This window comes from Pseudomonas sp. TNT2022 ID1044, from assembly GCF_028656895.1.
Classification (GTDB): domain Bacteria; phylum Pseudomonadota; class Gammaproteobacteria; order Pseudomonadales; family Pseudomonadaceae; genus Aquipseudomonas; species Aquipseudomonas reinekei.
Map to the genome: position 1 here is coordinate 190,296 of NZ_JAMDHB010000017.1, position 23,653 is coordinate 213,948.

26 protein-coding genes are annotated in these 23,653 nt (G+C 58.4%); 21 read left to right on the forward strand and 5 right to left on the reverse strand.

Going from position 1 to position 23,653, the window contains the following annotated elements; translation table 11 throughout:
• Positions 1–17: 17 nt before the first annotated feature.
• From argJ to M5G20_RS20270, 3 genes are all read left to right on the forward strand, one after another.
• Positions 18–1,235, forward strand: a complete 1,218-nt coding sequence (gene argJ, locus M5G20_RS20260; RefSeq protein WP_273920516.1) for a bifunctional glutamate N-acetyltransferase/amino-acid acetyltransferase ArgJ — start codon at positions 18–20, stop codon at positions 1,233–1,235.
• A 161-nt stretch (positions 1,236–1,396) separates the two neighbouring features.
• Complete coding sequence (locus M5G20_RS20265) at positions 1,397–2,029, forward strand: glutathione S-transferase family protein (protein WP_273920517.1); 633 nt, start codon at positions 1,397–1,399, stop codon at positions 2,027–2,029.
• Positions 2,026–2,970, forward strand: a complete 945-nt coding sequence (locus M5G20_RS20270; RefSeq protein WP_273920518.1) for a Nudix family hydrolase — start codon at positions 2,026–2,028, stop codon at positions 2,968–2,970. Before M5G20_RS20265 ends, M5G20_RS20270 begins: the two co-directional genes overlap by 4 nt.
• A gap of 133 nt (positions 2,971–3,103) precedes the next feature.
• Here the strand turns inward: M5G20_RS20270 and M5G20_RS20275 are convergent, their stop codons facing one another.
• The 3 genes from M5G20_RS20275 to M5G20_RS20285 are packed head-to-tail and all read right to left on the reverse strand — an operon-like array spanning position 3,104 to position 6,687.
• Entirely contained in the window at positions 3,104–3,685 is a 582-nt protein-coding gene (locus M5G20_RS20275) for a cob(I)yrinic acid a,c-diamide adenosyltransferase (RefSeq protein ID WP_273920519.1), read from the reverse strand.
• A gap of 2 nt (positions 3,686–3,687) precedes the next feature.
• Complete coding sequence (locus tag M5G20_RS20280) at positions 3,688–5,724, reverse strand: sensor histidine kinase (RefSeq protein ID WP_273920520.1); 2,037 nt, start codon at positions 5,722–5,724, stop codon at positions 3,688–3,690.
• A gap of 45 nt (positions 5,725–5,769) precedes the next feature.
• Entirely contained in the window at positions 5,770–6,687 is a 918-nt protein-coding gene (locus M5G20_RS20285) for a putative 2-dehydropantoate 2-reductase (RefSeq protein WP_273920521.1), read from the reverse strand.
• A gap of 142 nt (positions 6,688–6,829) precedes the next feature.
• Between M5G20_RS20285 and M5G20_RS20290 the strand changes: the two genes are divergently transcribed.
• The gene (locus tag M5G20_RS20290; protein ID WP_075945454.1) at positions 6,830–7,315 is read left to right on the forward strand and encodes a YajQ family cyclic di-GMP-binding protein; all 486 of its coding nucleotides are present in this window, start codon (positions 6,830–6,832) and stop codon (positions 7,313–7,315) included.
• A gap of 135 nt (positions 7,316–7,450) precedes the next feature.
• Positions 7,451–8,293: a mechanosensitive ion channel family protein gene (locus tag M5G20_RS20295; RefSeq protein ID WP_273920523.1), complete on the forward strand. Its 843-nt coding sequence runs from the start codon at positions 7,451–7,453 to the stop codon at positions 8,291–8,293.
• Positions 8,294–8,501: 208 nt separating this feature from the next.
• On the opposite strand, the gene M5G20_RS20300 is transcribed toward M5G20_RS20295, so the two are convergent.
• Positions 8,502–9,803: an OprD family porin gene (locus M5G20_RS20300; RefSeq protein ID WP_273920524.1), complete on the reverse strand. Its 1,302-nt coding sequence runs from the start codon at positions 9,801–9,803 to the stop codon at positions 8,502–8,504.
• Between the two features lie 916 nt (positions 9,804–10,719).
• Between M5G20_RS20300 and M5G20_RS20305 the strand changes: the two genes are divergently transcribed.
• Positions 10,720–11,145, forward strand: coding sequence for an HIT domain-containing protein (locus M5G20_RS20305; RefSeq protein WP_075945723.1), 426 nt, complete (start codon positions 10,720–10,722; stop codon positions 11,143–11,145).
• Between the two features lie 3 nt (positions 11,146–11,148).
• Complete coding sequence (locus M5G20_RS20310; RefSeq protein WP_075945450.1) at positions 11,149–11,355, forward strand: SlyX family protein; 207 nt, start codon at positions 11,149–11,151, stop codon at positions 11,353–11,355.
• A 60-nt stretch (positions 11,356–11,415) separates the two neighbouring features.
• On the opposite strand, the gene M5G20_RS20315 is transcribed toward M5G20_RS20310, so the two are convergent.
• The gene (locus tag M5G20_RS20315) at positions 11,416–12,018 is read right to left on the reverse strand and encodes a cold-shock protein (protein ID WP_273920525.1); all 603 of its coding nucleotides are present in this window, start codon (positions 12,016–12,018) and stop codon (positions 11,416–11,418) included.
• A 308-nt stretch (positions 12,019–12,326) separates the two neighbouring features.
• Between M5G20_RS20315 and M5G20_RS20320 the strand changes: the two genes are divergently transcribed.
• The 14 genes from M5G20_RS20320 (at position 12,327) to pal (ending at position 23,651) form a co-directional block, all read left to right on the forward strand.
• Positions 12,327–12,797 (forward strand): Dps family protein, encoded by a 471-nt coding sequence (locus M5G20_RS20320; protein ID WP_075945449.1) that lies wholly within the window; start codon positions 12,327–12,329, stop codon positions 12,795–12,797.
• Positions 12,798–13,062: 265 nt separating this feature from the next.
• On the forward strand, positions 13,063–13,401 hold the full coding sequence (locus M5G20_RS20325) for a ribbon-helix-helix domain-containing protein (protein WP_273920526.1): 339 nt from the start codon (positions 13,063–13,065) through the stop codon (positions 13,399–13,401).
• Positions 13,402–13,536: 135 nt separating this feature from the next.
• The gene (locus M5G20_RS20330; RefSeq protein WP_075945722.1) at positions 13,537–13,758 is read left to right on the forward strand and encodes an FmdB family zinc ribbon protein; all 222 of its coding nucleotides are present in this window, start codon (positions 13,537–13,539) and stop codon (positions 13,756–13,758) included.
• Positions 13,759–13,856: 98 nt separating this feature from the next.
• Positions 13,857–15,632, forward strand: coding sequence for an aspartate--tRNA ligase (aspS, locus tag M5G20_RS20335; protein ID WP_273920527.1), 1,776 nt, complete (start codon positions 13,857–13,859; stop codon positions 15,630–15,632).
• 123 nt (positions 15,633–15,755) lie between these two features.
• Positions 15,756–16,502, forward strand: coding sequence for a YebC/PmpR family DNA-binding transcriptional regulator (locus M5G20_RS20340; RefSeq protein WP_046042206.1), 747 nt, complete (start codon positions 15,756–15,758; stop codon positions 16,500–16,502).
• A 157-nt stretch (positions 16,503–16,659) separates the two neighbouring features.
• Positions 16,660–17,184, forward strand: coding sequence for a crossover junction endodeoxyribonuclease RuvC (gene ruvC, locus M5G20_RS20345; RefSeq protein WP_075945445.1), 525 nt, complete (start codon positions 16,660–16,662; stop codon positions 17,182–17,184).
• Between the two features lie 113 nt (positions 17,185–17,297).
• On the forward strand, positions 17,298–17,906 hold the full coding sequence (gene ruvA / locus M5G20_RS20350; protein WP_273920528.1) for a Holliday junction branch migration protein RuvA: 609 nt from the start codon (positions 17,298–17,300) through the stop codon (positions 17,904–17,906).
• Positions 17,907–18,968, forward strand: coding sequence for a Holliday junction branch migration DNA helicase RuvB (gene ruvB / locus M5G20_RS20355; RefSeq protein ID WP_056852660.1), 1,062 nt, complete (start codon positions 17,907–17,909; stop codon positions 18,966–18,968). It abuts the gene before it with no gap.
• A gap of 126 nt (positions 18,969–19,094) precedes the next feature.
• Positions 19,095–19,562, forward strand: a complete 468-nt coding sequence (gene ybgC, locus M5G20_RS20360; RefSeq protein WP_150733694.1) for a tol-pal system-associated acyl-CoA thioesterase — start codon at positions 19,095–19,097, stop codon at positions 19,560–19,562.
• On the forward strand, positions 19,552–20,247 hold the full coding sequence (gene tolQ / locus M5G20_RS20365; RefSeq protein ID WP_075945442.1) for a protein TolQ: 696 nt from the start codon (positions 19,552–19,554) through the stop codon (positions 20,245–20,247). The genes ybgC and tolQ overlap by 11 nt, the downstream gene beginning before the upstream one ends.
• A 24-nt stretch (positions 20,248–20,271) precedes the next feature.
• Positions 20,272–20,724, forward strand: coding sequence for a protein TolR (tolR, locus tag M5G20_RS20370; RefSeq protein WP_162279067.1), 453 nt, complete (start codon positions 20,272–20,274; stop codon positions 20,722–20,724).
• The gene (gene tolA, locus M5G20_RS20375) at positions 20,724–21,803 is read left to right on the forward strand and encodes a cell envelope integrity protein TolA (protein WP_273920529.1); all 1,080 of its coding nucleotides are present in this window, start codon (positions 20,724–20,726) and stop codon (positions 21,801–21,803) included. The genes tolR and tolA overlap by 1 nt, the downstream gene beginning before the upstream one ends.
• A gap of 17 nt (positions 21,804–21,820) precedes the next feature.
• A complete protein-coding gene (tolB, locus tag M5G20_RS20380; RefSeq protein ID WP_443218317.1) occupies positions 21,821–23,101 on the forward strand; it encodes a Tol-Pal system beta propeller repeat protein TolB in 1,281 nt (426 codons plus the stop codon).
• A 52-nt stretch (positions 23,102–23,153) separates the two neighbouring features.
• Positions 23,154–23,651 carry a peptidoglycan-associated lipoprotein Pal gene (gene pal / locus M5G20_RS20385; RefSeq protein WP_003178634.1) on the forward strand — a complete coding sequence of 166 codons (498 nt, stop codon included), beginning with the start codon at positions 23,154–23,156 and terminating at the stop codon, positions 23,649–23,651.
• Positions 23,652–23,653: the final 2 nt, after the last annotated feature.

The window sequence follows — 23,653 nt, forward strand, 5'->3', positions numbered from 1 at the left end:
TAGTTAGGAGCGCATTCATGGCTGTTGGTCTTGGTCCTTTGCCAACGTTGCACCCGGTTGCCGGTTTTGAACTCGGTATCGCCTCGGCCGGTATCAAGCGCCCGGGGCGCAAGGATGTCGTGGTCATGCGCTGTGTCGAAGGCTCCACGGTGGCGGGCGTGTTCACCCTGAACGCTTTTTGCGCCGCCCCGGTAATCCTCGCCAGGCAACGCGTGCAAGGTCCGGTGCGTTACCTGCTGACCAACACTGGCAACGCCAACGCCGGTACCGGCGAGCCAGGCCTGGCGGCTGCCGAGCGCACTTGCGCCAAACTGGCCGAGCTGACTGGCGTGGATGCCAGCCAGGTGCTGCCGTACTCCACCGGCGTGATCGGCGAGCCGTTGCCGGTCGAGAAAATCGAAGGCGCACTGCAAGCAGCCCTCGACGACCTGTCGATTAACAACTGGGAAGCGGCTGCCACCGGCATCATGACCACCGACACCTTGCCAAAAGGTGCCAGCCGTCAGTTCCAGCATGACGGTGTGACCATCACCGTGACCGGCATCAGCAAAGGCGCGGGCATGATCCGTCCGAACATGGCGACCATGCTCGGCTATATCGCCACCGACGCCAAAGTGTCCCGTGATGTACTGCAAAACCTGATGCTCGACGGCGCCAACAAGTCGTTCAACCGCATCACCATCGACGGTGACACCTCCACCAACGACTGCTGCATGCTGATCGCTACCGGTCAGGCTGCACTGCCGGAGATCACCCGCGCCGAAGGCGAGCTGTTCGCCAAACTGAAGCAGGCGGTTTTCGAAGTGTGCATGGACGTGGCCCAGGCCATCGTGCGTGACGGCGAAGGCGCGACCAAGTTTGTCACCGTTGAAGTCAACGGCGGCGTTAATCATCAGGAATGCCTGGACGTCGGTTACACCGTGGCTCACTCGCCGCTGATCAAGACTGCGCTGTTCGCTTCCGATCCGAACTGGGGCCGCATCCTGGCAGCCGTTGGCCGTGCCGGCGTGCCGAACCTGGACGTGAGCAAGATCGACGTGTTCCTCGGTGAAGTGTGCATCGCCAGCCGTGGCGCCCGCGCTGCGACCTACACCGAAGCCCAGGGCGCGGCGGTAATGCAGCAGGAAGAAATCACCATCCGTATCGAACTCGGTCGCGGCGATTGCAGCGAAACCATCTGGACCACCGACCTGTCCCACGAGTACGTGAAAATCAACGCCGAGTACCGTACTTAAGACCGTGTCGACCCCATCGCGGGCAAGCCCGCTCCCACAGGTTCAATGGCGTACACACATGTTGTGTTCAACGCGGTCACTGTGGGAGCGGGCTTGCCCGCGATGGCGGTTTGCCGGTCAGCCGCTAGACTGGCTTGTCCCTAAATTCAAAGGTCCCGAACATGAGCCTGCACCTGATCATCGGTGACAAACTGTATTCCTCCTGGTCCCTGCGTGGTGCTCTGGCCCTCGATCTGGCCGGCGCTTGCTACACCGAAACGCTGATCAAACTGAACCAGCCCGACACCCGCGAGCGTCTGCTCAAGCATTCGCCGACCGGCAAAGTCCCGCTGCTGAAAACCGCACACGGCACCATCGCCGATTCCCTGGCCATTGCCGAATACCTGGCCGAACAGTTCCCTGACGCGAACCTGTGGCCTACCGACACCGCCGCCCGCGCCCAGGCACGTTCGGCCTGTGCGCAGATGCACAGCGGCTTCTTCGCCATGCGCGGCAACATGCCGTTCGACCTGAGCCATGACGCACCCCTGTCGCCCGTCCCGGCGGATGTGCAGGCGGAGATCGAGCGCATGTCGGCGTTGTGGGCCGAGTGCCGTGCCGCCGCTGCTGAAGCCGGGCCGTATCTGTTCGGTCGCATCAGTCTGGCCGACGTATTTTTTGCACCCATCGCCGTACGCTTGCGCACCTATCAGGTGAAGCTGTCTGCGGTAGACCAAGCCTATGTTGAAACCCTCTACCAATGGCCAGCGTTCAAGGCCTGGCAGAAGGCCGGACTGGAGGAAATCGAGCGGTGAAACGAGTCCATGTAGCCGCTGCCGTTATCCGTGATAACAGCGGCAAGATCCTGATTGCCCGCCGTGCCGATACCCAGCATCAGGGCGGTTTGTGGGAGTTTCCCGGTGGCAAGGTCGAAGCCGACGAGTCGGTGGAAACTGCGCTGGCCCGCGAATTGAATGAGGAGTTGGGCATCGTCGTCAGCGCCGCGCGCCCTTTGATCAAGGTTCGCCACGATTACCCGGACAAGCAGGTATTGCTGGATGTCTGGGAAGTATCGGCGTTTACCGGCGAGCCACATGGCGCTGAAGGTCAGCCATTGGCCTGGGTCAGCGCCCGTGAACTGTCGGGTTACGAGTTCCCTGAAGCCAACCGGCCGATCGTCGCGGCGGCTCGGTTGCCCGAGCAGTATCTGATCACCCCGGAAGATCTGGAAACCCCGACCTTGCTGCGCGGTATCCAGAAAGCCATTGCCGGCGGCATCAAGTTGATCCAGCTGCGCGCACCCAACGGTTACGACCCGAAGTATCGCGACCTGGCCGTTGATGCGGCAGGTCTGTGTGCCGGCAAAGCGCAGCTGATGATCAAGGGGCCGTTCGAATGGTTGGGGGATTTCCCTTCCGCCGGTTGGCACATCACCTCGGTGCAGTTGCGCAAATACGCGGCGGCCGGTCGGCCATTGCCTGCTTCGCGCTGGTTGGCCGCGTCCTGCCATAGCGCCGAAGAGTTGGCGCTGGCCGAAGAAATGGGCGTGGACTTCGTGACCTTGTCGCCGGTGCAGCCGACGCTGACACATCCGGGGGCTGAACCGCTGGGCTGGGAACAGGCTTCGACCTTGATTGAGAGCTTCAGCAAGCCGGTGTTTTTGCTGGGCGGTGTTGGCCCGGCGCACGTTCAGAAGGCTTGGGCGGCAGGTGCCCAAGGTGTGGCGGGGATTCGGGCTTTTTGGCCTGAGGCCTGATTATCCAGTGATGCTGCCGGCCGCTTCGCGGGCAAGCCCGCTCCCACAGGTTTAGCGGTGTACACAGATTTTGTGTTCGACGCGATCACTGTGGGAGCGGGCTTGCCCGCGAAGAGGGCCTGACAGGCGCCGACTAAACCTCAGGCTTCGCCGCCGCCTGCCAAAGAATCTCCGCAACCCCCTGACGCTTGGCAATCAACCTTGCCATCACAAACAACAAATCCGACAACCGATTGATATACGCCAGGCCAACCCCGGCCAACGGCTCAATCGCATTCAACTGCTGGCAACGCCGCTCGGCACTGCGCGCCAGGCTACGGCAAACGTGGGCTTGGGCAATCAGCGCCGAGCCACCCGGCAGAATGAAATTCTCCAGCGGCCCCAATTCCTCATTCCACACATCGATCGCCGCTTCCAGTCGCTCGATTTCAGCCCCGTTTAACGCCTGATATGTCGGCATCGCCAGTTCACCGCCAAGGTCGAACAACCGATGTTGGCAGGGCGCCAACACCTCGATCACTTCCTGCAATCGCGGATACTCGGCACGTTCAGCCGTCAGCCCCGCCAACAACACGCCAACCTGGCTATTGAGCGAATCGACCTCGCCAATGGCTTCGATCCGTGGATGATCCTTCGGTACTCGGCGGCCATCGCCCAAGCCGGTTTCGCCTTTGTCGCCGGTGCGGGTGTAAATCTTCGACAAGCGAAAGCCCATGGTTACCTCGAAAGCTGATTGAATTCTTGAGAGACGAGCGGGGTGCCCGCCAATGGCAGGCGCAAGGTGAAACAGGTGCCTTGGCCGAGGGTCGATTGCACTTCCATCTGCCCTTTATGGTTATTGGTGATGATGAAGTAGGACACCGACAGCCCGAGCCCCGTGCCCTGGCCAATTTCCTTGGTGGTGAAAAACGGTTCGAAGGTGCGCTTGCGCACGTTCTCGCTCATGCCGATGCCATTGTCCTCGACCTGAATCTCCGCCCACGGCGGATTGAGCCGGGTACGCAAAATGATCCGCCCCGGCTCGCTGTCATCCTCACGCAGGTGAATCGCCTGGGCGGCGTTCTTCAGCAGGTTGAGCAGTACTTGCTCCAGTTCGTTGGCGGTACCGGGCACCGGGCCGAGCGCGGGATCGAACTGGCGGATGATGGCCTGGCCCTTGAAGTCGAAACCGATGGCCAGGTCGAAGTCGTTACCGGCGATTTCCACCGCCTGATCGATCAACGCCGGTAGATCGCACGGCGCCATTTGCCGGGTGCTGCGGCGGCTGAAGCTGAGCATGTGAGTGACAATCTTCGCCGCCCGGGCGCCGGCCTGCTGGATGCCGTCGAGTAGCTGCGGCACTTCCCGGGCTTGCAGGTATTGATTGACGGTCGATAGCTCGACGCCGATGTGTTCGGCCTGCTCGAGGTTCTTCGGCAGTTCGGGGGACAGGCGTCGGCGAATGTTCTGCACGTTGTGCAGGATCGCACCGAGAGGGTTGTTGATCTCATGGGCCATGCCGGCGGCGAGGCCACCTACGGAAAGCATTTTTTCCGACTGCACCATCATTTCTTCGAGGGACAGGCGCTGGGTGATGTCGTCGATCCGGATCACCACGCCACGCCCGGCACCGCCCATCAGCGGATAGAACGTCAAGGCGTAGTGCCGGGGCTCGTCATCCTTGAACCAGGTCACACGCTCGATCTTGGCTACCGTATGTTGCTCGACCGTTTGCTTGAGTTGCGGCAAAAACGGCTTGAGTGGCTCGAAGGCAAGGAAGATCGGCTGGTTCAAGGCTTCATCCAGGCGCGTGCCCGACAGGGCGCTGGCTTCCTGATTCCACTGGGTCACGTAGAGCTGTTCGTCGAGGGCGATCAGCGCCGACGGCATGGAGTCGATGATGCTGTTGAGGTAGTTCTGGAACCCGGTGAGTTTTTTCTCGATCTTGCTGCGCACCTGGACTTCAAGCTCCAGTTTGCGGTTGGTGTGGCGGGTTTCCTCGGCCAGGCCCTGCGCCTGGTCATAGGCGGCCTGGGAATCGTCCCGTGCGCGCTTGAGCTGTTGCTCCCGGGCTTCGATGCGCGACAGCATGGTATTGAACGCTTCGGCGAGGCTGCCGATTTCATCGTGGTTGCCCCGGGAGGCTCGCAGGGCGTAGTTTTCTTCGCGGGTCACCTGGCGCGACAGCTCTTCAAGCTGATGGATCGGCCGGGTAATCAGGCGTTTGATCTGCCGCGCGATGACCAGCCACAGCAGCACACTGAAGATCAGAATCCCGAGGCTGGCGGTCAGGGTCCCGGTATAGAACGCCATCGGCAGTTCGCTGCTGGCCACCAACAGCAAATGGCCCGGTGCCGCGCCGGGGCGGGGCAGGGTGATGATTTGATTGCTGCGAAACTCGGTGGCCTGCCAGGATTCGATATGCCGGTAACGCTCCGGCAATTTCAGGTGATCGCCATGCTGCAACTGTGCCAGGCGTTCGCCCCGGCCGTCATACAGCGCAGCGGCACGCAACGGTGAATAGCTGTTGAGTTCGTCGAGCAGGCGCTGTGCGCTTTGCGGTGACGTCAATGCCTCGGAAATCAGGCTCGGGTTGGACACCAGGCGGCCGATGGTCTGCAAGGCTTGGGGCGCCATGCTTTCCTGGGAGATGTAATACGCGGCGCTGATAAAGGTCAGGTTGGCGACCAGCAGAACTGTGGTCAACAGCACCAACAGGGCGGCCAGAAGTTTCTGACCGACCGGCAGGTTTTCGAGGCGCTGGCGCAATGGCATCAGGTTTATCGCTGCAAAGGAACAAGTGGCCAGCGTAGCCGCTGCTTAGTCGCTGGGCAATCCAAGGCTGAGCAGGCGGGCGATCAGGCGCTGTTGCAGTTGATTGAGGTGCGGCAGATTCAGTTGATGCCGGGCGGCGACTTTGCAGGCATGGCCCAGCAGGTAGCTGATTTCGGTGCGGCGCTGGTTGCTGACGTCCTGGTACATCGACGAATAATTGGCTGCGGTGGCGTGAATGACCCGTTCGACTTCCTGTTGCAGGTTCTCGGCCGCCGAAGGCTGACCACAGCGCTCGAGCAGTTCGCCGAGTTCGCCGCAGAGGGTGGCGACTTCGCAGTGGTGCTCCTGCAAGCCACCATTGCGGCAATCGTGCAGCACGGTCAATGGATTGATTGCGCAATTGAGCGCCAGTTTGCGCCACAGGCGGGTGAGGATCTCGGGACTCCATTCATGGGGAATGCCGGCGTTGCTCAAGTCCTCAAGCCAGATCGGCGCGACGGGGTGACTGGCATCCCCCAGCCATGTGAACCCATGCCCGGCGAACACCACGCGCCAATCACCGTCGCGGAAAGCGCCTTCGGTGCTGGAGGCATAAATGCAGCGTGCCTGGGGCACCTGCGCCGCCACGGCGTCCTGACTGCCCAGGCCGTTCTGCAACAGGATCAGCTCGGCCCCGGGGGCCAGGCGCGGCGCCAGTTGCGCCACAGCGTTTTCGGCATCATAGGCTTTGCAGGCCACCAGCAGGCGATTGATCGGCTCTTTACTGTCGGCTGTTTCGGCAGGCACCGGGTAGTGCTGTGCCGCGCCATGCTCGACCAGTGTCAATCCGCCAGCCGCTTCATAGGCTTGCAGGCGCGTGCTGTCGCGCAGGATCAGCCGCACCGGCACCCCGGCCCGTGCCAGGCGCGTGGCCCACAACGTGCCGAGGCTGCCGGCGCCAAGAACATGCCAGGTGGTGGACATCAGCTTTTTGCTCTGTTTGACGCGCGCATGGACAGCTCGCAGTGAATGATGGGAAAGACCCGTTATAATCAGCGCGGATTTTTACCGCAAGCCAGGTGTGCTCCTTCTTGATCGAGCGCCCCCTATTTATTGGAGAGATTACATGCCGTCGTTCGACGTGGTATCCGAACTGGACAAACACGAAGTCACCAACGCGGTCGAGAACGCCGTCAAGGAACTCGATCGTCGCTATGACCTGAAAGGCAAGGGCAGCTTCGAGTTCAAGGAAAAGGACCTGACCGTCAACCTGACCGCCGAAGCCGATTTCCAGCTCGAAGCGATGATTGAGATCCTCAAGCTGGCCCTGGTCAAGCGCAAAATCGACGTGCAGTGCCTTGAGGTCAAGGATGCGTTTGCTTCCGGCAAACTGATGAAACAGGACGCCATCCTCAAGGAGGGCATCGACAAAGAGCTGGCGAAGAAAATCGTCGCTCACGTCAAAGACGCCAAGTTGAAGGTGCAGGCCGCCATTCAGGGCGAGCAAGTGCGCATCACCGGCAAGAAACGTGACGATCTTCAGGAAGCCATCGCCGTGCTGCGAGCCAAGGAATTCGGCATGCCACTGCAGTTCAACAACTTCCGCGACTGATCCCCGACACGGGAACCTCTCGGCGTTTTCGGCGTCCGAGGCCCAAGCAACGGCAGAAATGATTGATCCGGATCGGGTCGGTCTTTCTGCCGCTATTTTTCGCGTGCCGGGTAGCCGCAAATCAGGAGAACGTATATGGATTTGAATGCTGAAGTCGATAATCTGGTCAAGGCATCCCAAGCCTGGATCCCGATGATCATGGAATACGGCAGCCGCGTGCTGCTGGCAGTGATCACCCTGGCCATCGGTTGGTGGCTGATCAACAAGGTGACCCAGAAGCTCGGTGGCCTGATCGCATTGCGCAATGCCGACCTGGCGCTGCTAGGCTTTATCAGCAGCCTGGCGAATATCATTCTGAAGGTGCTGCTGGTCGTCAGCGTGGCATCGATGATCGGTGTGGAAACCACTTCGTTCGTGGCGGCGATTGGTGCGGCGGGTCTGGCCATCGGTCTGGCCTTGCAGGGCAGCCTGGCGAATTTCGCTGGCGGTGTGCTGATTCTGTTGTTCCGTCCATTCCGCATCGGTGACTGGATCGAGGCCCAGGGTGTGGCGGGTACTGTCGACAGCATCCAGATTTTCCACACCGTGCTGCGCACTGGCGATAACAAAACCATCATCGTGCCAAACGGTAACCTGTCGAACGGCATCATCACCAACACCAACCGTCAGCCAACCCGCAAGGTCGTGTTTGATGTGGGTGTTGATTACGAAGCGGACCTGCAGAAGGCCCGTGAAGTGTTGCTGGAGCTGGCCAAGGATCCACGGGTCCTGACTGATCCGGAGCCTCAGGCGGTGATTTCGACCCTGGGCGACAGTTCGATCACTGTTTCCCTGCGTGTATGGGTTAAAACGGCGGATTATTGGGATGTGATGTTCATGTTTAACGAGCAGTCCCGCGATCGATTGAAAACTGCCGGGATCGACATTCCGTTTCCACAGCGCGTTGTTCGCGTGGTTCAGGAAGCATCGGCGCAGTAAGCGCGCTTTCAATAGTTACTTACATTGGGCCCAAGGGATTAATAGTCGCTTGGGCTTTTTTGTGACTTTTGATCGGGTCAGTTAAAAAAGTACTAATGTTATGAGTCGAAGTTGTATGTGGGGTGTGTGATTTTGTGGCACGCAAAAAAAAACGCCCACCTGAAGAGGTGGGCGTTTCGTCTTACAGTATTACCGTGTCACGCCCTGATTACAGGATGCTCAGCGGGTATTCAACAATCAGACGCACATCGTTGAGGTCGTTAGAGTAGTCAGCGTTGTAGGCGCTGTTCGCACGGTAGATTGCGCTACGCAGACGGAACGACAGATCTTTGGCTGGGCCTTCTTGCAAGACGTATTTGGTTTCGAAGTTGAACTCGTGTTCCTTACCTTCGCTACCAGAAGACGTTTCGATGTTGTCGCCGTATACGTAACGAGCCATGAAGCTCAGGCCAGGAACGCCGTATTCTTTCATGTTCAGGTCGTAGCGACCTTGCCAGGATTTTTCATCTACGCCGATGAAGTCGGAGATCTGGATGGAGTTGGATACGAAGATGGTGCTGTTACCGTCTACGCCATACAGGTAGTTGGTGTCACCGGACGACTGCTGGTAGGCGAGGGTAAATTTATGCGCACCCAGGCTATAGGCAGCTGCAAGGCTCCACAGTTTGTTGTCCAGTTCGCCATACAGCGCCTGGCCTTGATCCTTGGTGCGATAGGCGTTGAGGTCGAAGTTCAGCGACTGATTGTCATCGATCGGGAGGGTGTAGTTGGCGTTGATGTATTGCTTCTTGAAGTAATCATCAACGTCGGACGCAGCGATACCGGCAACGAAGTTATCGGTGAACTGATAGGTTGCGCCAGCGATGTTGGCGCTGGTCAGGCCTGGGGTGCTCTTGCCGTTGATGCTGTCCTTGCCCATGCCAGTTTGCGAGCTCAGCGCGGTGAAACGACCGGCGGTCAGTTCCAGGCCCTTGATTTCCTTGCTGGTGATCAAAGTACCTTCAGCGACTTCTGGCAGCAGACGGCTGTCATCGGTAGCGAAAACCGGGCTGGCGACGAATTGACGGCCGTATTTCAGCGTGGTGTCGGAGAGGCGGAACTTGATGGCTGCGCCGCCTTTGCCTTGGGAGTCTTCAGGCTCGCCCTCAGCGTTTTTGGCAAACATGGCGTTGCCAGTACGACCTGGACCGCTGTCCAGTTTAATCATGCCAAGGCCCATGGCATCTACACCGACGCCGATAGTGCCTTGGGTGTAACCCGATTCGAAGATCGCAGTACCGGACAGGCCGGTTTCTTCGCGATAGCCCTTGATGCGGGTTTTATTTGGCGTGGATTGATTGTTGCTGGCGCCGTTTTTGAAATCACGGTTCATGTACAGCGTACGAAATTTCAGGCCAAAGCTGCTGTCTTCAACAAAGCCTTTGGACTCGTCCTGAGAGGACGCCATTGCGAACTGCGAGGTGCCTGCTGCAACAGCCAGTGCGATCATGCTCCACTTCATCACGCGCATCGTGATTTGCTCCTTTGGTTTTTAGAAGAGTACTGCCGTCCCACCTGTTTTATTATCTGGGCGGCTCTTTCTTTTTGTGTCGGCGCAAACTTATATCACGCCGACAATGTTGGCGATACTTGCGCATCTAACCTTTCAGCTTCTTTACGACCCTGTCGCTAACAGCTTGCTAGATGTCGCAAATTTACAACCCCGATGCAACCGGAGACACAACTTAAGCGCTGTTTTGTTGGGGTTGAGCATCGGTAAAAAGAGTCCCTGGTGAAACGTTTGAATCTCCATCGGGCTACCCTGCCACTGTTTTATTGAGTCTTTAAGGGCCTCGCTTCCAGCGGTGCCTTATAGACGATGTGGGTGTGAATGCAACAAGCGTGCACAAACCGGAAATCCCTCGATATTTTTTTCTGCAAGGCTACCTGGTGCCGTAAAAGCCTCATAAAACCGGGGGTCTCGTCCTGCTCAGGGAGGGGCTTGACGCCGTCCGTCGCATGGTGTTGATCGACCTGTTACCGCTGCGTGACAACCAAAAACGTTACCGGTTCACCCCGTCATTGAGTAAATGGCGGATATGCGAAGCACTCAGCGTAGACTCGCTGTGCGGTTTTGGTGCAAAAAATTTTATTCCCTGTGCTGAATCCATACAGCCTGGCGACTCTCCGGGCATGAGCGCGCCGGGGCTTTTCGGTCATTTCAGCGCATTTTTCGGGGTTGCCGGTTCGGTAATGGTGCGTTTTGCCGGGAAGTGTTTCATCTCGGGGCGTAGGGGCGGCCATTATTAGAACCTCAACGGACTTGCATCATGGTTCGTCGTGAAGCTGGCGACGTTCGCAGGTATGCTGCCGTCCTGTCGCTTGGCGCACACTCCCTCGGGATGGGCGCTAAGCTGAAAATTGATGACCTGGCGGGAGTGCGCGCTGTGTTCGCTTTAGATCCACGACTTCAACAAGACACGCTACCGATCGGTGATTTCCCGCTGTGCCGGCTGCTGTTGTCCAACGACTCGAACTATCCCTGGTTCATCCTGGTGCCTCGTCGCGACGATATCAGCGAGATATTTCAGTTGGATGTCGCCGATCAGCTGCAACTGTGGCAGGAAACCACCGCGCTGGCCGAGCTGCTCAAGGATTCGTTCGACGCCGATAAACTCAACGTCGCGGCGCTGGGCAACGTGGTCAGTCAGTTGCACATGCATGTGATCGTGCGCAAGCGAGAGGACGCCGCCTGGCCCGCTCCGGTCTGGGGCAAACACCCGGCCAAGCCGTACAGTGCAGAGCAGGTCGCGGTGATTCGTGAGCGCCTGCGTCTGGTGCTGACCGACGATTTCACGTTCGTGGAGGGTTGAAACATGAGTCTGGAAGATCGCGTTACCGATCTGGAGAGTCAGTTGGCGTTTCAGGATGACACCATCCAGGCGTTGAATGATGTGCTGGCGGCGCAGCAGAGGGCGGTCGAGCGTCTGCAGTTGCAGATGGCTGCCTTGCTCAAGCGCCAGGAAGAAATGGCCGGTCAGTTCGAGAGTTTCGAGGAAGAGGCACCGCCGCCGCATTACTGAAAGGCAGGCAATAAAAAACCGCGTCCAGCCAGGCTGGTCGCGGTTTTTTTCCGCCTTGAATCAGCGTCGAGGCAGAGCAGCGATCACATCTTCGGCTTGCAGGCCCTTGTCACGATTCATGACAGAGAACTCCACGCGCTGGCCTTCGACCAGGACGCGATGGCCTTCACCGCGAATAGCCCGGAAGTGCACGAAAATATCGTCACCGGAGTCGCGGGAAATAAAGCCGAAGCCTTTGGAGGTGTTGAACCACTTGACGGTGCCGGTATCGCGGTTGCTCATGTCGTAGCTTGGCGAGGCGGCGGCCGGTGACGATTTGTAGAAGCTGATGGCCAGGTGCAGAAAAACAGCGACCAGAGCGGCGACCAGGCTGAACAGAACGGCAGGTTGACCGGCGATGACAGGCATCGGCGCGATCAGCGTCAGCGTTTGCAGAACGACAGCCAGTACCAGCAGGGCGCTGACCAGGTTTTGCAGTTGATGACGCGGGCCTTTGTTCCAGTAAGGGATGACGGGCGCGAGGGTGAGGTTGAGCAGGCCGAAAAAGGCCAGGTACAGTGCATCGGGTTGTTGCAGGTAAGGGACAGCTTCGGATCGCAGGCTAGGGGTGAAGGACAGCAGCAAGGCCGCTGCACCTATTAGCAGGTGGACGATTTTCAACATTTTGATTGGCTCACGTTAAGACGGCTCACAAGGAAGAGCTGACGAGGCACGGTTCGCTTCAGAACAATAGGAGGCGTTGGACACGTACGGATATCAGCCTATGCGCGGCACCCGGAAAAAATAGGCACCCACGACACGCTGTCTATTTAACAGCAAAGCCGCAAGCTACTCAAATCAGGGCGTCCAGCGGTGTGCCGGGGACGATTTGTCGCGGGCCCATGGGCGATCCAGGGCTGCGATGCGACGACAGGCTTGCTAGAGTGGTCCTGCACCTGTTGGATGAATTTCATCACCTTTAGGGGAAAAACATGGCAATTGATATCGGTATCAGTGAAGAGGATCGCAAGTCCATCGTCGACGGACTCTCCCGTCTGTTGTCGGACACTTACGTGCTTTATTTGAAAACCCATAACTTCCACTGGAACGTCACCGGGCCGATGTTCCGGACTTTGCACCTGATGTTCGAGGAGCAATACAACGAGTTGGCCCTGGCGGTCGATTCGATTGCCGAGCGGATTCGCGCGCTCGGATTTCCGGCGCCCGGTGCCTACGCGGTCTACGCGCGGCTGTCTTCTATCAAGGAGGAGGAGGGGGTGCCTGCTGCCGAAGACATGATCAAGCAGTTGGTCGAAGGCCAGGAAGCCGTAACGCGCACCGCACGCGGCATCTTTCCGCTGCTGGATAAAGTCAGTGACGAGCCCACGGCCGACTTGCTGACCCAGCGCATGCAGGTTCACGAGAAAACGGCGTGGATGTTGCGCGCACTGCTGGACCAGTAATACCCCAGGCGCGCGAATGACATATTGACTGCCGTTCGCGCGTTTATCTTTTTTCCTCGAAAAGTACCTACTTGTTGAATGAGCTTTCTCTACTGGATGTAGGAAACGCTTCGGAGTAGGACGCGCTCCGTGATCTCCCTTCAACTGTTGGCTTCTCCTACGCGGATGGTCAAAAAGTCATCTGGATATAACGTGGTCCTCGCGGTTTTATAAGCAGGCAGATTGCGCTTATGGAAACCACGGATGACAAAGGAGTGTCAGCGTTATGGTTCATGGAGAGAAGCGAAACGAGGGGCGGAGCGGTCCGGTAACAGGCATCAGGATTGATCCGTTTGTCAGTGAATTCGACATGGGGTTGGTTCAGCCATTATCCCGTTCGGTGCGTTTGAATGGGTTTGCCACCTGTTTGCGGCTTGAGCAGGTGTATTGGGATATTTTGACCGAGATGGCCAGGGTCAACTGTTGTTCGGTCAGCGCACTGCTGTCCTACCTGGACCGCGAGGTGCATTTGCGCCATGGCGGGGTGAAGAACTTCAGCGGGTTGGTGCGGGTGGTGTGTGTCGTGCACAGCCTCAAGGAAGGAAATTGCATGGTCATGGCTTAGCCGTGGCGCGGAAAAGACAGAGTGTCGATCTGTGCAGTCTTACGGCTGCACAGGCAGCATTTAATGGATATAATCCCGCTCTTTGCCGCAAAACCCAGCGTGCGCGGTAGCAATCTGATCGCCGAGACAACCTCCATGCCGATGTACGATTATCAATGTGCTTCCTGTGGTCATCAGTTGGAAGCCATTCAAAAGATCAGCGATGCACCGCTGGTCGACTGCCCTGCCTGCCAGGCGCCAGAGCTGAAAAAGATGCTGTCCATGCCGGGTTTCCGCTTGAGCGGCAATGGCTGGTACGAGACTGATTTCAAGACCGGTTCCAAGAAGAATCTGGCTGGCGGCGACAAAGCTGACTAGGTTTGGAACCTGACTTGAACGACACGCGCGAGCCCTTGCACTTGATGTACGCGAGGTCTGCAACCGAATTTCGAATTACGAGAAGTGAAACCACTACCATGATGCGCAGCCATTATTGCGGCCAACTGAACGAAAGCCTGGAAGGCCAGGAAATTACCCTTTGCGGATGGGTTCATCGTCGCCGTGACCACGGTGGGGTGATTTTCCTCGATATCCGTGATCGTGACGGTCTGGCCCAGGTGGTGTTCGATCCGGACCGCGCTGAGAGCTTCGCCGCCGCCGACCGCGTGCGCAGCGAATACGTTGTCAAGATCACCGGTAAGGTCCGCCTGCGTCCGGCCGGTGCCACCAACGCCAACATGGCGTCGGGCATGATCGAAGTCCTGGGTTATGAACTGGAAGTGCTGAACGAATCGGAAACCCCGCCGTTCCCGCTGAACGAGTTCTCCGACGTCGGCGAAGAAACCCGTCTGCGCTACCGCTTCCTCGACCTTCGTCGCCCGGAAATGGCCGAGAAGCTGCGGTTGCGTTCGCGCATGACCACCAGCATCCGTCGCTTCCTGGACGAGAACGGCTTCCTCGACGTCGAGACGCCGATCCTGACCCGTGCTACCCCGGAAGGCGCCCGTGACTACCTGGTGCCGAGCCGTACTCACGCCGGTTCGTTCTTCGCGTTGCCGCAATCGCCACAGTTGTTCAAGCAACTGCTGATGGTGGCCGGCTTCGACCGTTACTACCAGATCGCCAAGTGCTTCCGCGACGAAGACTTGCGTGCCGACCGCCAGCCGGAATTCACCCAGATCGACATCGAGACCAGTTTCCTCGATGAAAAAGAGATCATGGGCCTGACCGAACAAATGATCCGCAACCTGTTCAAGGAAGTGCTGGATCTGGAGTTCGGTGATTTCCCGCACATGACCTTCGAAGAAGCCATGCGTCGCTACGGTTCCGACAAGCCTGACCTGCGTAACCCGCTGGAACTGGTTGACGTTGCCGATCAGCTCAAAGAAGTCGATTTCAAGGTGTTCAGCGGCCCGGCCAACGACCCGAAATGCCGCATCGCCGCCCTGCGCGTGCCTGGCGGCGCGAGCATGCCGCGCAAGCAGATCGACGATTACACCAAGTTCGTCGGCATCTACGGTGCCAAGGGCCTGGCGTACATCAAGGTCAACGAGCGCGCCAAAGGCGTTGAAGGCCTGCAGTCGCCAATCGTCAAGAACATCCCCGAAGCCAACCTCAACGTGATCCTCGATCGCGTCGGCGCAGTCGACGGCGACATCGTGTTCTTCGGTGCCGACAAAGCCAAGATCGTCAGCGAAGCCCTGGGTGCCCTGCGTATCAAGCTTGGCCACGACCTGGACCTGTTGACCTGCAAGTGGGCGCCAATGTGGGTCGTCGACTTCCCGATGTTCGAAGAGAACGACGACGGCAGCTTCACCGCCTTGCACCACCCGTTCACCGCACCGAAGTGCACCCCGGCCGAGCTCGAAGCCAACCCGGCTGGCGCTCTGTCCCGTGCCTACGACATGGTGTTGAACGGTACCGAGCTGGGTGGCGGTTCGATCCGTATCCACCGTAAGGAAATGCAGCAATCGGTATTCCGTCTGCTGGGCATCAACGAAGCGGAACAGGAAGAGAAGTTCGGCTTCCTGCTCGACGCCCTGAAGTACGGCGCACCACCGCACGGTGGCCTGGCCTTCGGTCTGGACCGTCTGGTCATGCTGATGACCGGCGCCCAGTCGATCCGTGAAGTGATCGCCTTCCCGAAAACCCAGAGCGCGGCAGACGTCATGACTCAGGCACCGGGCGAGGTAGATGCCAAGGCATTGCGCGAATTGCACATTCGTCTGCGCGAAACGCCAAAAGCTGAGTAAGGCTGACCTGAAGGGGCGCATCTTCGGATGCGCCTTTTCTTTATAGGGGTCGAAATTTTTTGTTTGCCGGCCGACGCGATACTGCGTGGCGGGCAATGTTTCAAAGAGAATTCGGAGCGAGTTATGGCAGGTCATTCCAAGTGGGCGAACATCAAGCACCGCAAAGAACGTCAGGATGCCAAGAAGGGCAAGATTTTCACCAAGTGGATTCGTGAACTGACCGTTGCTGCCCGTCAGGGTGGTGGTGATCCTGGTTCCAACCCACGTTTGCGCCTGGCCCTGGACAAGGCCCTGGGTGCGAACATGAGTCGCGATATCATCGATCGCGCGGTGGCCCGTGGTGCCGGCGCAGCGGACACCGATGACATGGTCGAATTGACCTACGAAGGTTACGGCCCGGGCGGCGTAGCGGTGATGGTCGAGTGCATGACCGACAACCGCAACCGCACCGCAGCCGCTGTTCGCCATGCGTTCAGCAAGTGCGGCGGCAACCTCGGGACCGACGGTTCAGTGGCGTACCTGTTCGAGCGCAAGGGGCAGATTTCCTTCGCCGCCGGTGTCGACGAAGACGCACTGATGGAAGCCGCGATGGAGGCGGACGCCGATGACGTGGTGACCAACGAAGACGGCTCGATCGACGTGTTTACCTCGTTTGCCGGGTTCTATTCCGTGCGTAACGCGCTGGAAGCGGCGGGGTTCAAGGGGGATGATGCCGAAATCGTCATGCTGCCGACCACCAGCGCCGAACTGGATCTGGAAGGCGCCGAGAAAGTCCTCAAGCTGATCGATATGCTCGAAGACCTGGATGACGTGCAGAACGTCTACTCCAATGCGGATATCCCGGAGTCGGTCGCCGCACAGCTCGGTTAAGGGCGACCAGGATTCATTGTGGGAGCGAGCCTGCTCGCGAATGCGGATTTTCAGGCAACACCGTTGCTGAATATGACACCGCTATCGCGAGCAGGCCCGCTCCCACATTTGTTATTCGCTGTATTGAATATCGTGCTTTTACTTAACCGCAGGCGTTATGACTTTAATTCTTGGTATCGACCCCGGTTCGCGCATCACCGGTTATGGCGTGGTTCGTGATACCGGACGTGGCTGCGAGTACGTGGCCTCCGGCTGTATCCGTACCGGCGCCGGTGAACTGCATGAGCGTCTGCAGATTGTCTACCGCGGCGTGCGGGAGATTATCCAGATGTACAAACCGGTGACCATGGGCATCGAAAAGGTCTTCATGGCCCGCAATGCCGACTCCGCCCTGAAGCTGGGGCAGGCCCGGGGCGCCGCGATCGTGGCGGGCGCGGAAGAAAACCTGGAGATCGCCGAGTACTCCGCGACCCAGGTCAAACAGGCCGTTGTGGGCACTGGCGCCGCCAATAAAGAGCAAGTTCAAATGATGGTCATGCATATGCTTAAACTGACCAGCAAGCCACAAATCGATGCCTCGGATGCCCTGGCCATCGCCATTTGCCACGCTCACACCCGTTCCAGTCTCCTGCCCCATGGCTTGGGGACGGCACGCAGTCGTGGCGGGCGCCTGCGTCTCTGATAGCATCAGCAATCATTTTTCCGGAATGAGGGTTTCGCGCCTGTGTTGTCGGCCGAACCCCTTGCTCTGTCAGTCGCTGGCCTCGGGCTGGCCAACGCTCAAGGATCTGTAACGTGATTGGACGCTTGCGCGGCACTCTGGCTGAAAAACAGCCACCGCACCTGATTCTGGATGTAAACGGTCTGGGCTATGAGCTGGAAGTGCCCATGACCACGCTGTATCGCCTGCCGTCGGTCGGTGAGCCGCTGACCTTGCACACCCATTTGGTCGTACGCGAAGACGCGCAGTTACTCTATGGCTTCGTCGGCAAACGTGAGCGAGACTTTTTTCGCGAGTTGATCCGTCTCAATGGTGTAGGGCCGAAACTGGCCCTGGCATTGATGTCGAGTCTGGAAGTCGACGAACTGGTTCGTTGCGTGCAGTCACAGGACACTTCGGCGTTGACCAAGGTGCCGGGTGTGGGCAAAAAAACCGCAGAACGCCTGTTGGTCGAGCTCAAGGATCGCTTCAAGGCCTGGGAAACCGTGCCGGCGATGTTTGCCCTGGTGCCGAACCAGCCGGACGGCCCTGCACCGGTCAATACGGCGGAAAACGACGCGGTCAGCGCGCTGATCTCCCTGGGCTACAAGCCGCAGGAAGCCAGCAAGGCGATTGCCGCGATCAAGGAGAAAGACTTGAGCAGTGAAGACATGATTCGTCGTGCCCTGAAGGGAATGATCTAAGTGATTGAAGCTGATCGTCTGATCGCCGCCACGGGTGGTCCCCGTGACCGCGAAGAGGTCCAGGACCGGGCAATTCGTCCCGTCAGCCTGGCCGAATACATTGGCCAGCCAACCGTTCGCGAGCAAATGGAACTGTTCATCCAGGCCGCCCGTGGTCGTAACGAATCCCTGGATCACACACTGATCTTCGGTCCTCCGGGCCTGGGTAAAACTACCTTGGCCAACATCATCGCCCAGGAAATGGGCGTCTCGATCAAAAGTACCTCGGGGCCGGTCCTCGAGCGTCCGGGCGATCTCGCGGCGCTGCTGACCAATCTTGAACCCCACGACGTGCTGTTTATCGACGAGATCCATCGGTTGTCACCGATCGTCGAAGAAGTGCTGTATCCGGCGATGGAAGATTTCCAGCTCGACATCATGATCGGCGAAGGTCCGGCCGCGCGTTCGATCAAGCTTGATCTGCCGCCCTTCACCCTGGTTGGCGCAACGACGCGGGCGGGGATGCTGACTAATCCGTTGCGGGACCGTTTCGGGATCGTCCAGCGCCTGGAGTTCTACAACAACGCCGACCTGTCGACGATTGTCAGTCGTTCGGCGAGCATCCTCGGTTTGCCGCTGGACCCGGAGGGCGCCTTCGAAATCGCCCGGCGTGCCCGTGGCACTCCGCGAATCGCCAACCGTTTGCTGCGCCGGGTGCGCGACTTCGCCGAAGTTCGCGCCAAGGGGCACATCACCAAGCCGATTGCCGATCTTGCTCTGAACCTGCTGGATGTCGATGAGCGAGGTTTCGATCACCAGGACCGACGTCTGTTGCTGACCATGATCGAGAAGTTCGATGGCGGACCGGTCGGTGTCGACAGCCTGGCTGCCGCGATCAGCGAAGAACGCCACACCATTGAGGATGTGCTGGAGCCGTACCTGATCCAGCAGGGCTACATCATGCGCACGCCGCGCGGGCGGGTGGTGACGCGCCATGCCTACCTGCATTTCGGCTTAAACATTCCGTCACGATTGGGCGAGATGCCCGTGGTAGACGAATTCCTCGATGCCGTGGACGATTAATTAACATTTGCGGGCAGAATTTTCGGGCATTGTGCTGTCCTAGGACCGTACTTTCGCGAGAAAGCCGCAGAACAATGAAAAACAGTTGCCTGGCCGATTGGCAACCTGAGGAGTAAGCACTAGAGTATGCGCGCGCAAAACGGGCTTGGGCCTTTCGCACATCGTTGTCGCGTTTATTACGAGGACACCGATGCGGGCGGCATCGTGTATTACGTTAATTACCTCAAGTTTATGGAACGGGCTCGAACCGAGCGGCTACGAGAGCTGGGCTTTGCCCAATCGCAGCTGGCAGGTGAGGACCTGTTGTTCGTCGTGCATTCCAGCGAAGCGCGCTACCACGCGCCGGCGCGACTGGACGACGAGCTTCTGGTAAGCGCTGAAGTAATCGAATTGAACCGTGCCAGCCTGAGATTCAAACAGCAGGTCAGGCGAGCGACGGATGATGCGCTGCTCTGTGAAGGGCAGTTTTTGGTGGCCTGTGTGCGCACTGACAGTTTGAAACCCCGGGCCATTCCCGAAGCTCTACGAGCGGCCTTTGCCGACGTGAGCGGCGCGGGTAAACACTCAAAGCAGGAGATAAAGCGTGGAAGCTAACGTCGTCGACCATTCCTCCATGTGGAGCCTGGTCAGCAATGCCAGTATTGTGGTGCAACTGGTAATGCTGACCCTGGTAGCCGCATCGGTGACCTCATGGATCATGATCTTTCAGCGCAGCAATCTACTGCGCGCCGGTCGACGTGCCCTGGAGAGCTTTGAAGAGCGCTTCTGGTCGGGGATCGACCTGTCCAAACTCTACCGCCAGGCCGGCAGCAACCCGGATCCGGATTCGGGTGTCGAGCAGATCTTCCGCGCCGGTTTCAAGGAATTCTCCCGTCTGCGCCAGCAGCCAGGCGTTGATCCTGAAGCGGTCATGGAAGGCGTGGCGCGTGCCATGCGCGTTGCGATTTCCCGCGAAGAAGAAAAGCTCGAACAAAGCCTGCCATTCCTGGCCACCGTCGGTTCCGTGAGCCCGTACATCGGCCTGTTCGGTACGGTCTGGGGCATCATGAACTCCTTCCGCGGCCTGGCGACTGCCCAGCAAGCAACGCTGGCGACGGTTGCACCGGGTATTGCTGAAGCACTGATCGCCACCGCGATCGGCCTGTTCGCCGCAATCCCTGCCGTTATTGCCTACAACCGTTTTGCCGCTCGCAGCGAAACGCTGATCGGCCGCTACTACACCTTCGCCGATGAATTCCAGGCGATCCTGCACCGCAAAGTGCACACCAGCGAAGAATAAGCAGGTAATTTCCAGATGGCTTTAATCGCTCGAGCTCGCAAAAAGCGCAAGCCGGTTGCCGAGATGAACGTAGTGCCTTACATCGACGTGATGCTGGTACTGCTGGTCATCTTCATGGTGACCGCGCCGATGCTCAATCAGGGCGTGAAAGTTGATCTGCCCAAGGTTTCCAGCGAAGCCTTGCCGCAGGACAACAACACCCAGGTCCTGACCATTTCGATCAAGGCTGACAAGACCTATTACTGGAACCTTGGCAGCGAAGTCGACACCGAGAAGCAACAGGACAGGGCCATGACCCTGCCGCAAATGACCAGTGCAGTGACCAAGATCATTGCCGCCGGTAACGATAACGGCAAACGCACTCAGGTCTTCATTCGCGGCGACAAGACTGTCGACTACGGCTCCGTCATGGGCGCCATGGGCGGGTTGCAGAAGGCCGGCGTCGGTAATGTTGGCTTGATTACCGAGGCGCCCTGATGCAGCAACAGCGAGAGCCGTCCGCCTCGGAAAGCTACTTCTGGCCTAGTGTCTGGGCGATTGGCTTGCACGTGCTGGTGTTCGGCATGCTGTTTGTCAGTTTCGCCTTTACTCCAGAGTTGCCGCCGGCCAAGCCGATCGTCCAGGCGACCCTGTACCAGCTGAAATCGAAAAGTCAGGCAACCACCCAGACCAATCAGAAGATTGCGGGTGAGGCGAAGAAGTCCGCCGCGCGCCAGACTGAAGTCGAGCAGATGGAGCAGAAAAAGGTCGAGCAGGAAGCGGTGAAGGCTGCGGAACAAAAGAAAGAAGAAGCGGCTCAAAAGGCCGAGGAAGCCAAGAAGGCCGACGAGTCGAAGAAAGCGGAAGAGGCGAAAAAGGCTGATGAAGCCAAGAAAGCCGATGAAGCGAAGAAGACCGCCGAAGCCAAGAAGGCAGAAGAGAAACAATTGGCTGATATAGCCAAGAAGAAAGCGGAAGAAGAAGCCAAGAAGGCTGCTGAAGAAGAGGCCAAGAAAGCGGCCGCTGAAGCAGCGAAGAAAAAGATCGTCGAAGACGCGAAGAAGAAAGCCGCGGAAGACGCCAAGAAGAAAGCTGAAGCTGAAGAGGCGAAGAAGAAAGTCGCCGATGAAGCGAAGAAGAAAGCTGCTGCCGATGCTGCGAAGAAGAAAGCGCAGGACGCGGCACGTAAATCTGCCGAAGACAAAAAGGCTCAGGCCTTGGCAGATTTGCTTTCCGACACGCCGCAGCGTCAGCAGGCCTTGGCGGATGAGCAGGGTGACGAAGTCGCCGGCAGTTTCGATGACTTGATTCGCGCTCGTGCAGCGGAAGGCTGGGCTCGTCCACCTTCGGCCCGCAAAGGCATGACGGTCGTGTTGCAAATCGGCATGTTGCCGGACGGTACGGTGACTTCGGTCAATGTGTCCAAGTCCAGTGGCGACGGTCCGTTCGACGCATCGGCTGTGGCAGCGGTGAAGAATATTGGACGTTTGACAGAAATGCAGGGAATGAAGCCGAGTGATTTCGCTCCGTATCGTTCATTCAAGATGACATTCACACCTGAGGATCTAGCCTTGTGAGAAACCTTCTTCGAGGAATGCTGATCGCTATCTGCTGCATGGCAGGTTTGGCGATGGCAGATGAGAAAAACATTCTGGTTACCAGCGGCAGTGATCGGGCAACTCCGATCGCCGTCGTGCCGTTCGGCAACCAGGGCGGCAGCGTGCTGCCGGACGACATGGCTGAAATCATCGGTAACGACCTGCGTAACTCGGGTTACTACGCGCCGATTCCAAAGCAGAACATGATCAGCCAGCCAAGCCAGGCCAGCGAAATCATCTTCCGTGACTTCAAGGCGCTGGGCGCCCAGTACGTCATGGTCGGCAGCATTGTTCCGGCGGGCGCTCGCCTGCAGGTGCAATACGCGCTGTTCAACGTCGCTACCGAGCAACAAGTGCTGACCGGCAGCGTGTCGGGTGGTGTCGATCAACTGCGTGACATGTCCCACTACATCGCCGACCAGTCGTTCGAAAAACTCACCGGTATCAAAGGTGCTTTCTCGACGCGTCTGCTCTACGTGACAGCCGAGCGTTTCTCCGAGAAGAACACTCGCTACACGCTGCAACGTTCGGACTATGACGGTGCCCGTGCCGTGACCCTGCTGCAATCGCGCGAGCCGATCCTGTCGCCGCGTTTCGCACCGGACGGCAAGCGCATCGCTTATGTGTCGTTCGAGCAGAAGCGTCCGCGTATCTTCATGCAGAACATCGACACCGGTCGTCGTGAGCAGATCACCAACTTCGAAGGCCTGAACGGCGCGCCTGCCTGGTCGCCGGATGGCAATCGCCTGGCGTTCGTGCTGTCCAAGGACGGCAACCCGGATATCTACGTGATGAACCTCGGTTCGCGTCAGATCACCCGCGTCACCAACGGCCCGGGCATCAACACCGAACCGTTCTGGGGCAAGGATGGCTCGACCATCTACTTCACTTCTGACCGTGGCGGCAAACCGCAGATCTACAAAACCAGCGTGGGTGGTGGCGGTGCGGAGCGTGTGACGTTCGTGGGTAACTACAACGCCAACCCTAAGCTGTCGGCTGATGAAAAGACCCTGGTGATGATTCACCGCCAGGATGGTTTCACCAATTTCAAAGTGGCGGCTCAGGATTTGCAGCGCGGTAGCGTAAAAATCCTCACTGATAGCACTCTGGACGAGTCGCCTACTGTTGCGCCCAACGGCACCATGGTAATCTACGCCACCCGCCAGCAGGGCCGGGGAGTCTTGATGCTCGTGTCCATCAATGGACGCGTAAGGCTCCCGCTTCCTACCGCACAAGGCGAAGTCAGAGAACCTTCCTGGTCCCCTTACCTGAACTGACGCGGCGCTATACGTTGTACTTAACACACTGGGGTTCATTAGGAGTTTCACGATGGAAATGCTGAAGTTTGGTAAATTTGCTGCGCTGGCTCTGGCCATGGCTGTAGCTGTAGGTTGCTCGTCCAAAGGCGGCGACAATGCCGGTGAAGGCGCTGTAGATCCAAACGCTGGTTACGGCGCAAACACTGGTGCAGTTGACGGCTCCCTGAGCGAAGAAGCTGCTCTGCGCGCTATCACCACTTTCTACTTCGAATACGACAGCTCGGACCTGAAGCCAGAAGCCATGCGCGCTCTGGATGTTCACGCCAAAGACCTGAAAGCAAACGGCGCTCGCGTTGTTCTGGAAGGCAACACCGACGAACGTGGTACTCGTGAGTACAACATGGCACTGGGCGAGCGTCGTGCGAAAGCCGTTCAACGCTACCTGGTACTGCAAGGTGTTTCCCCAGCTCAGCTGGAACTGGTTTCCTACGGCGAAGAGCGTCCAGTTGCTACCGGCAACGACGAGCAGTCCTGGGCTCAAAACCGTCGCGTCGAACTGCGTAAGTAATT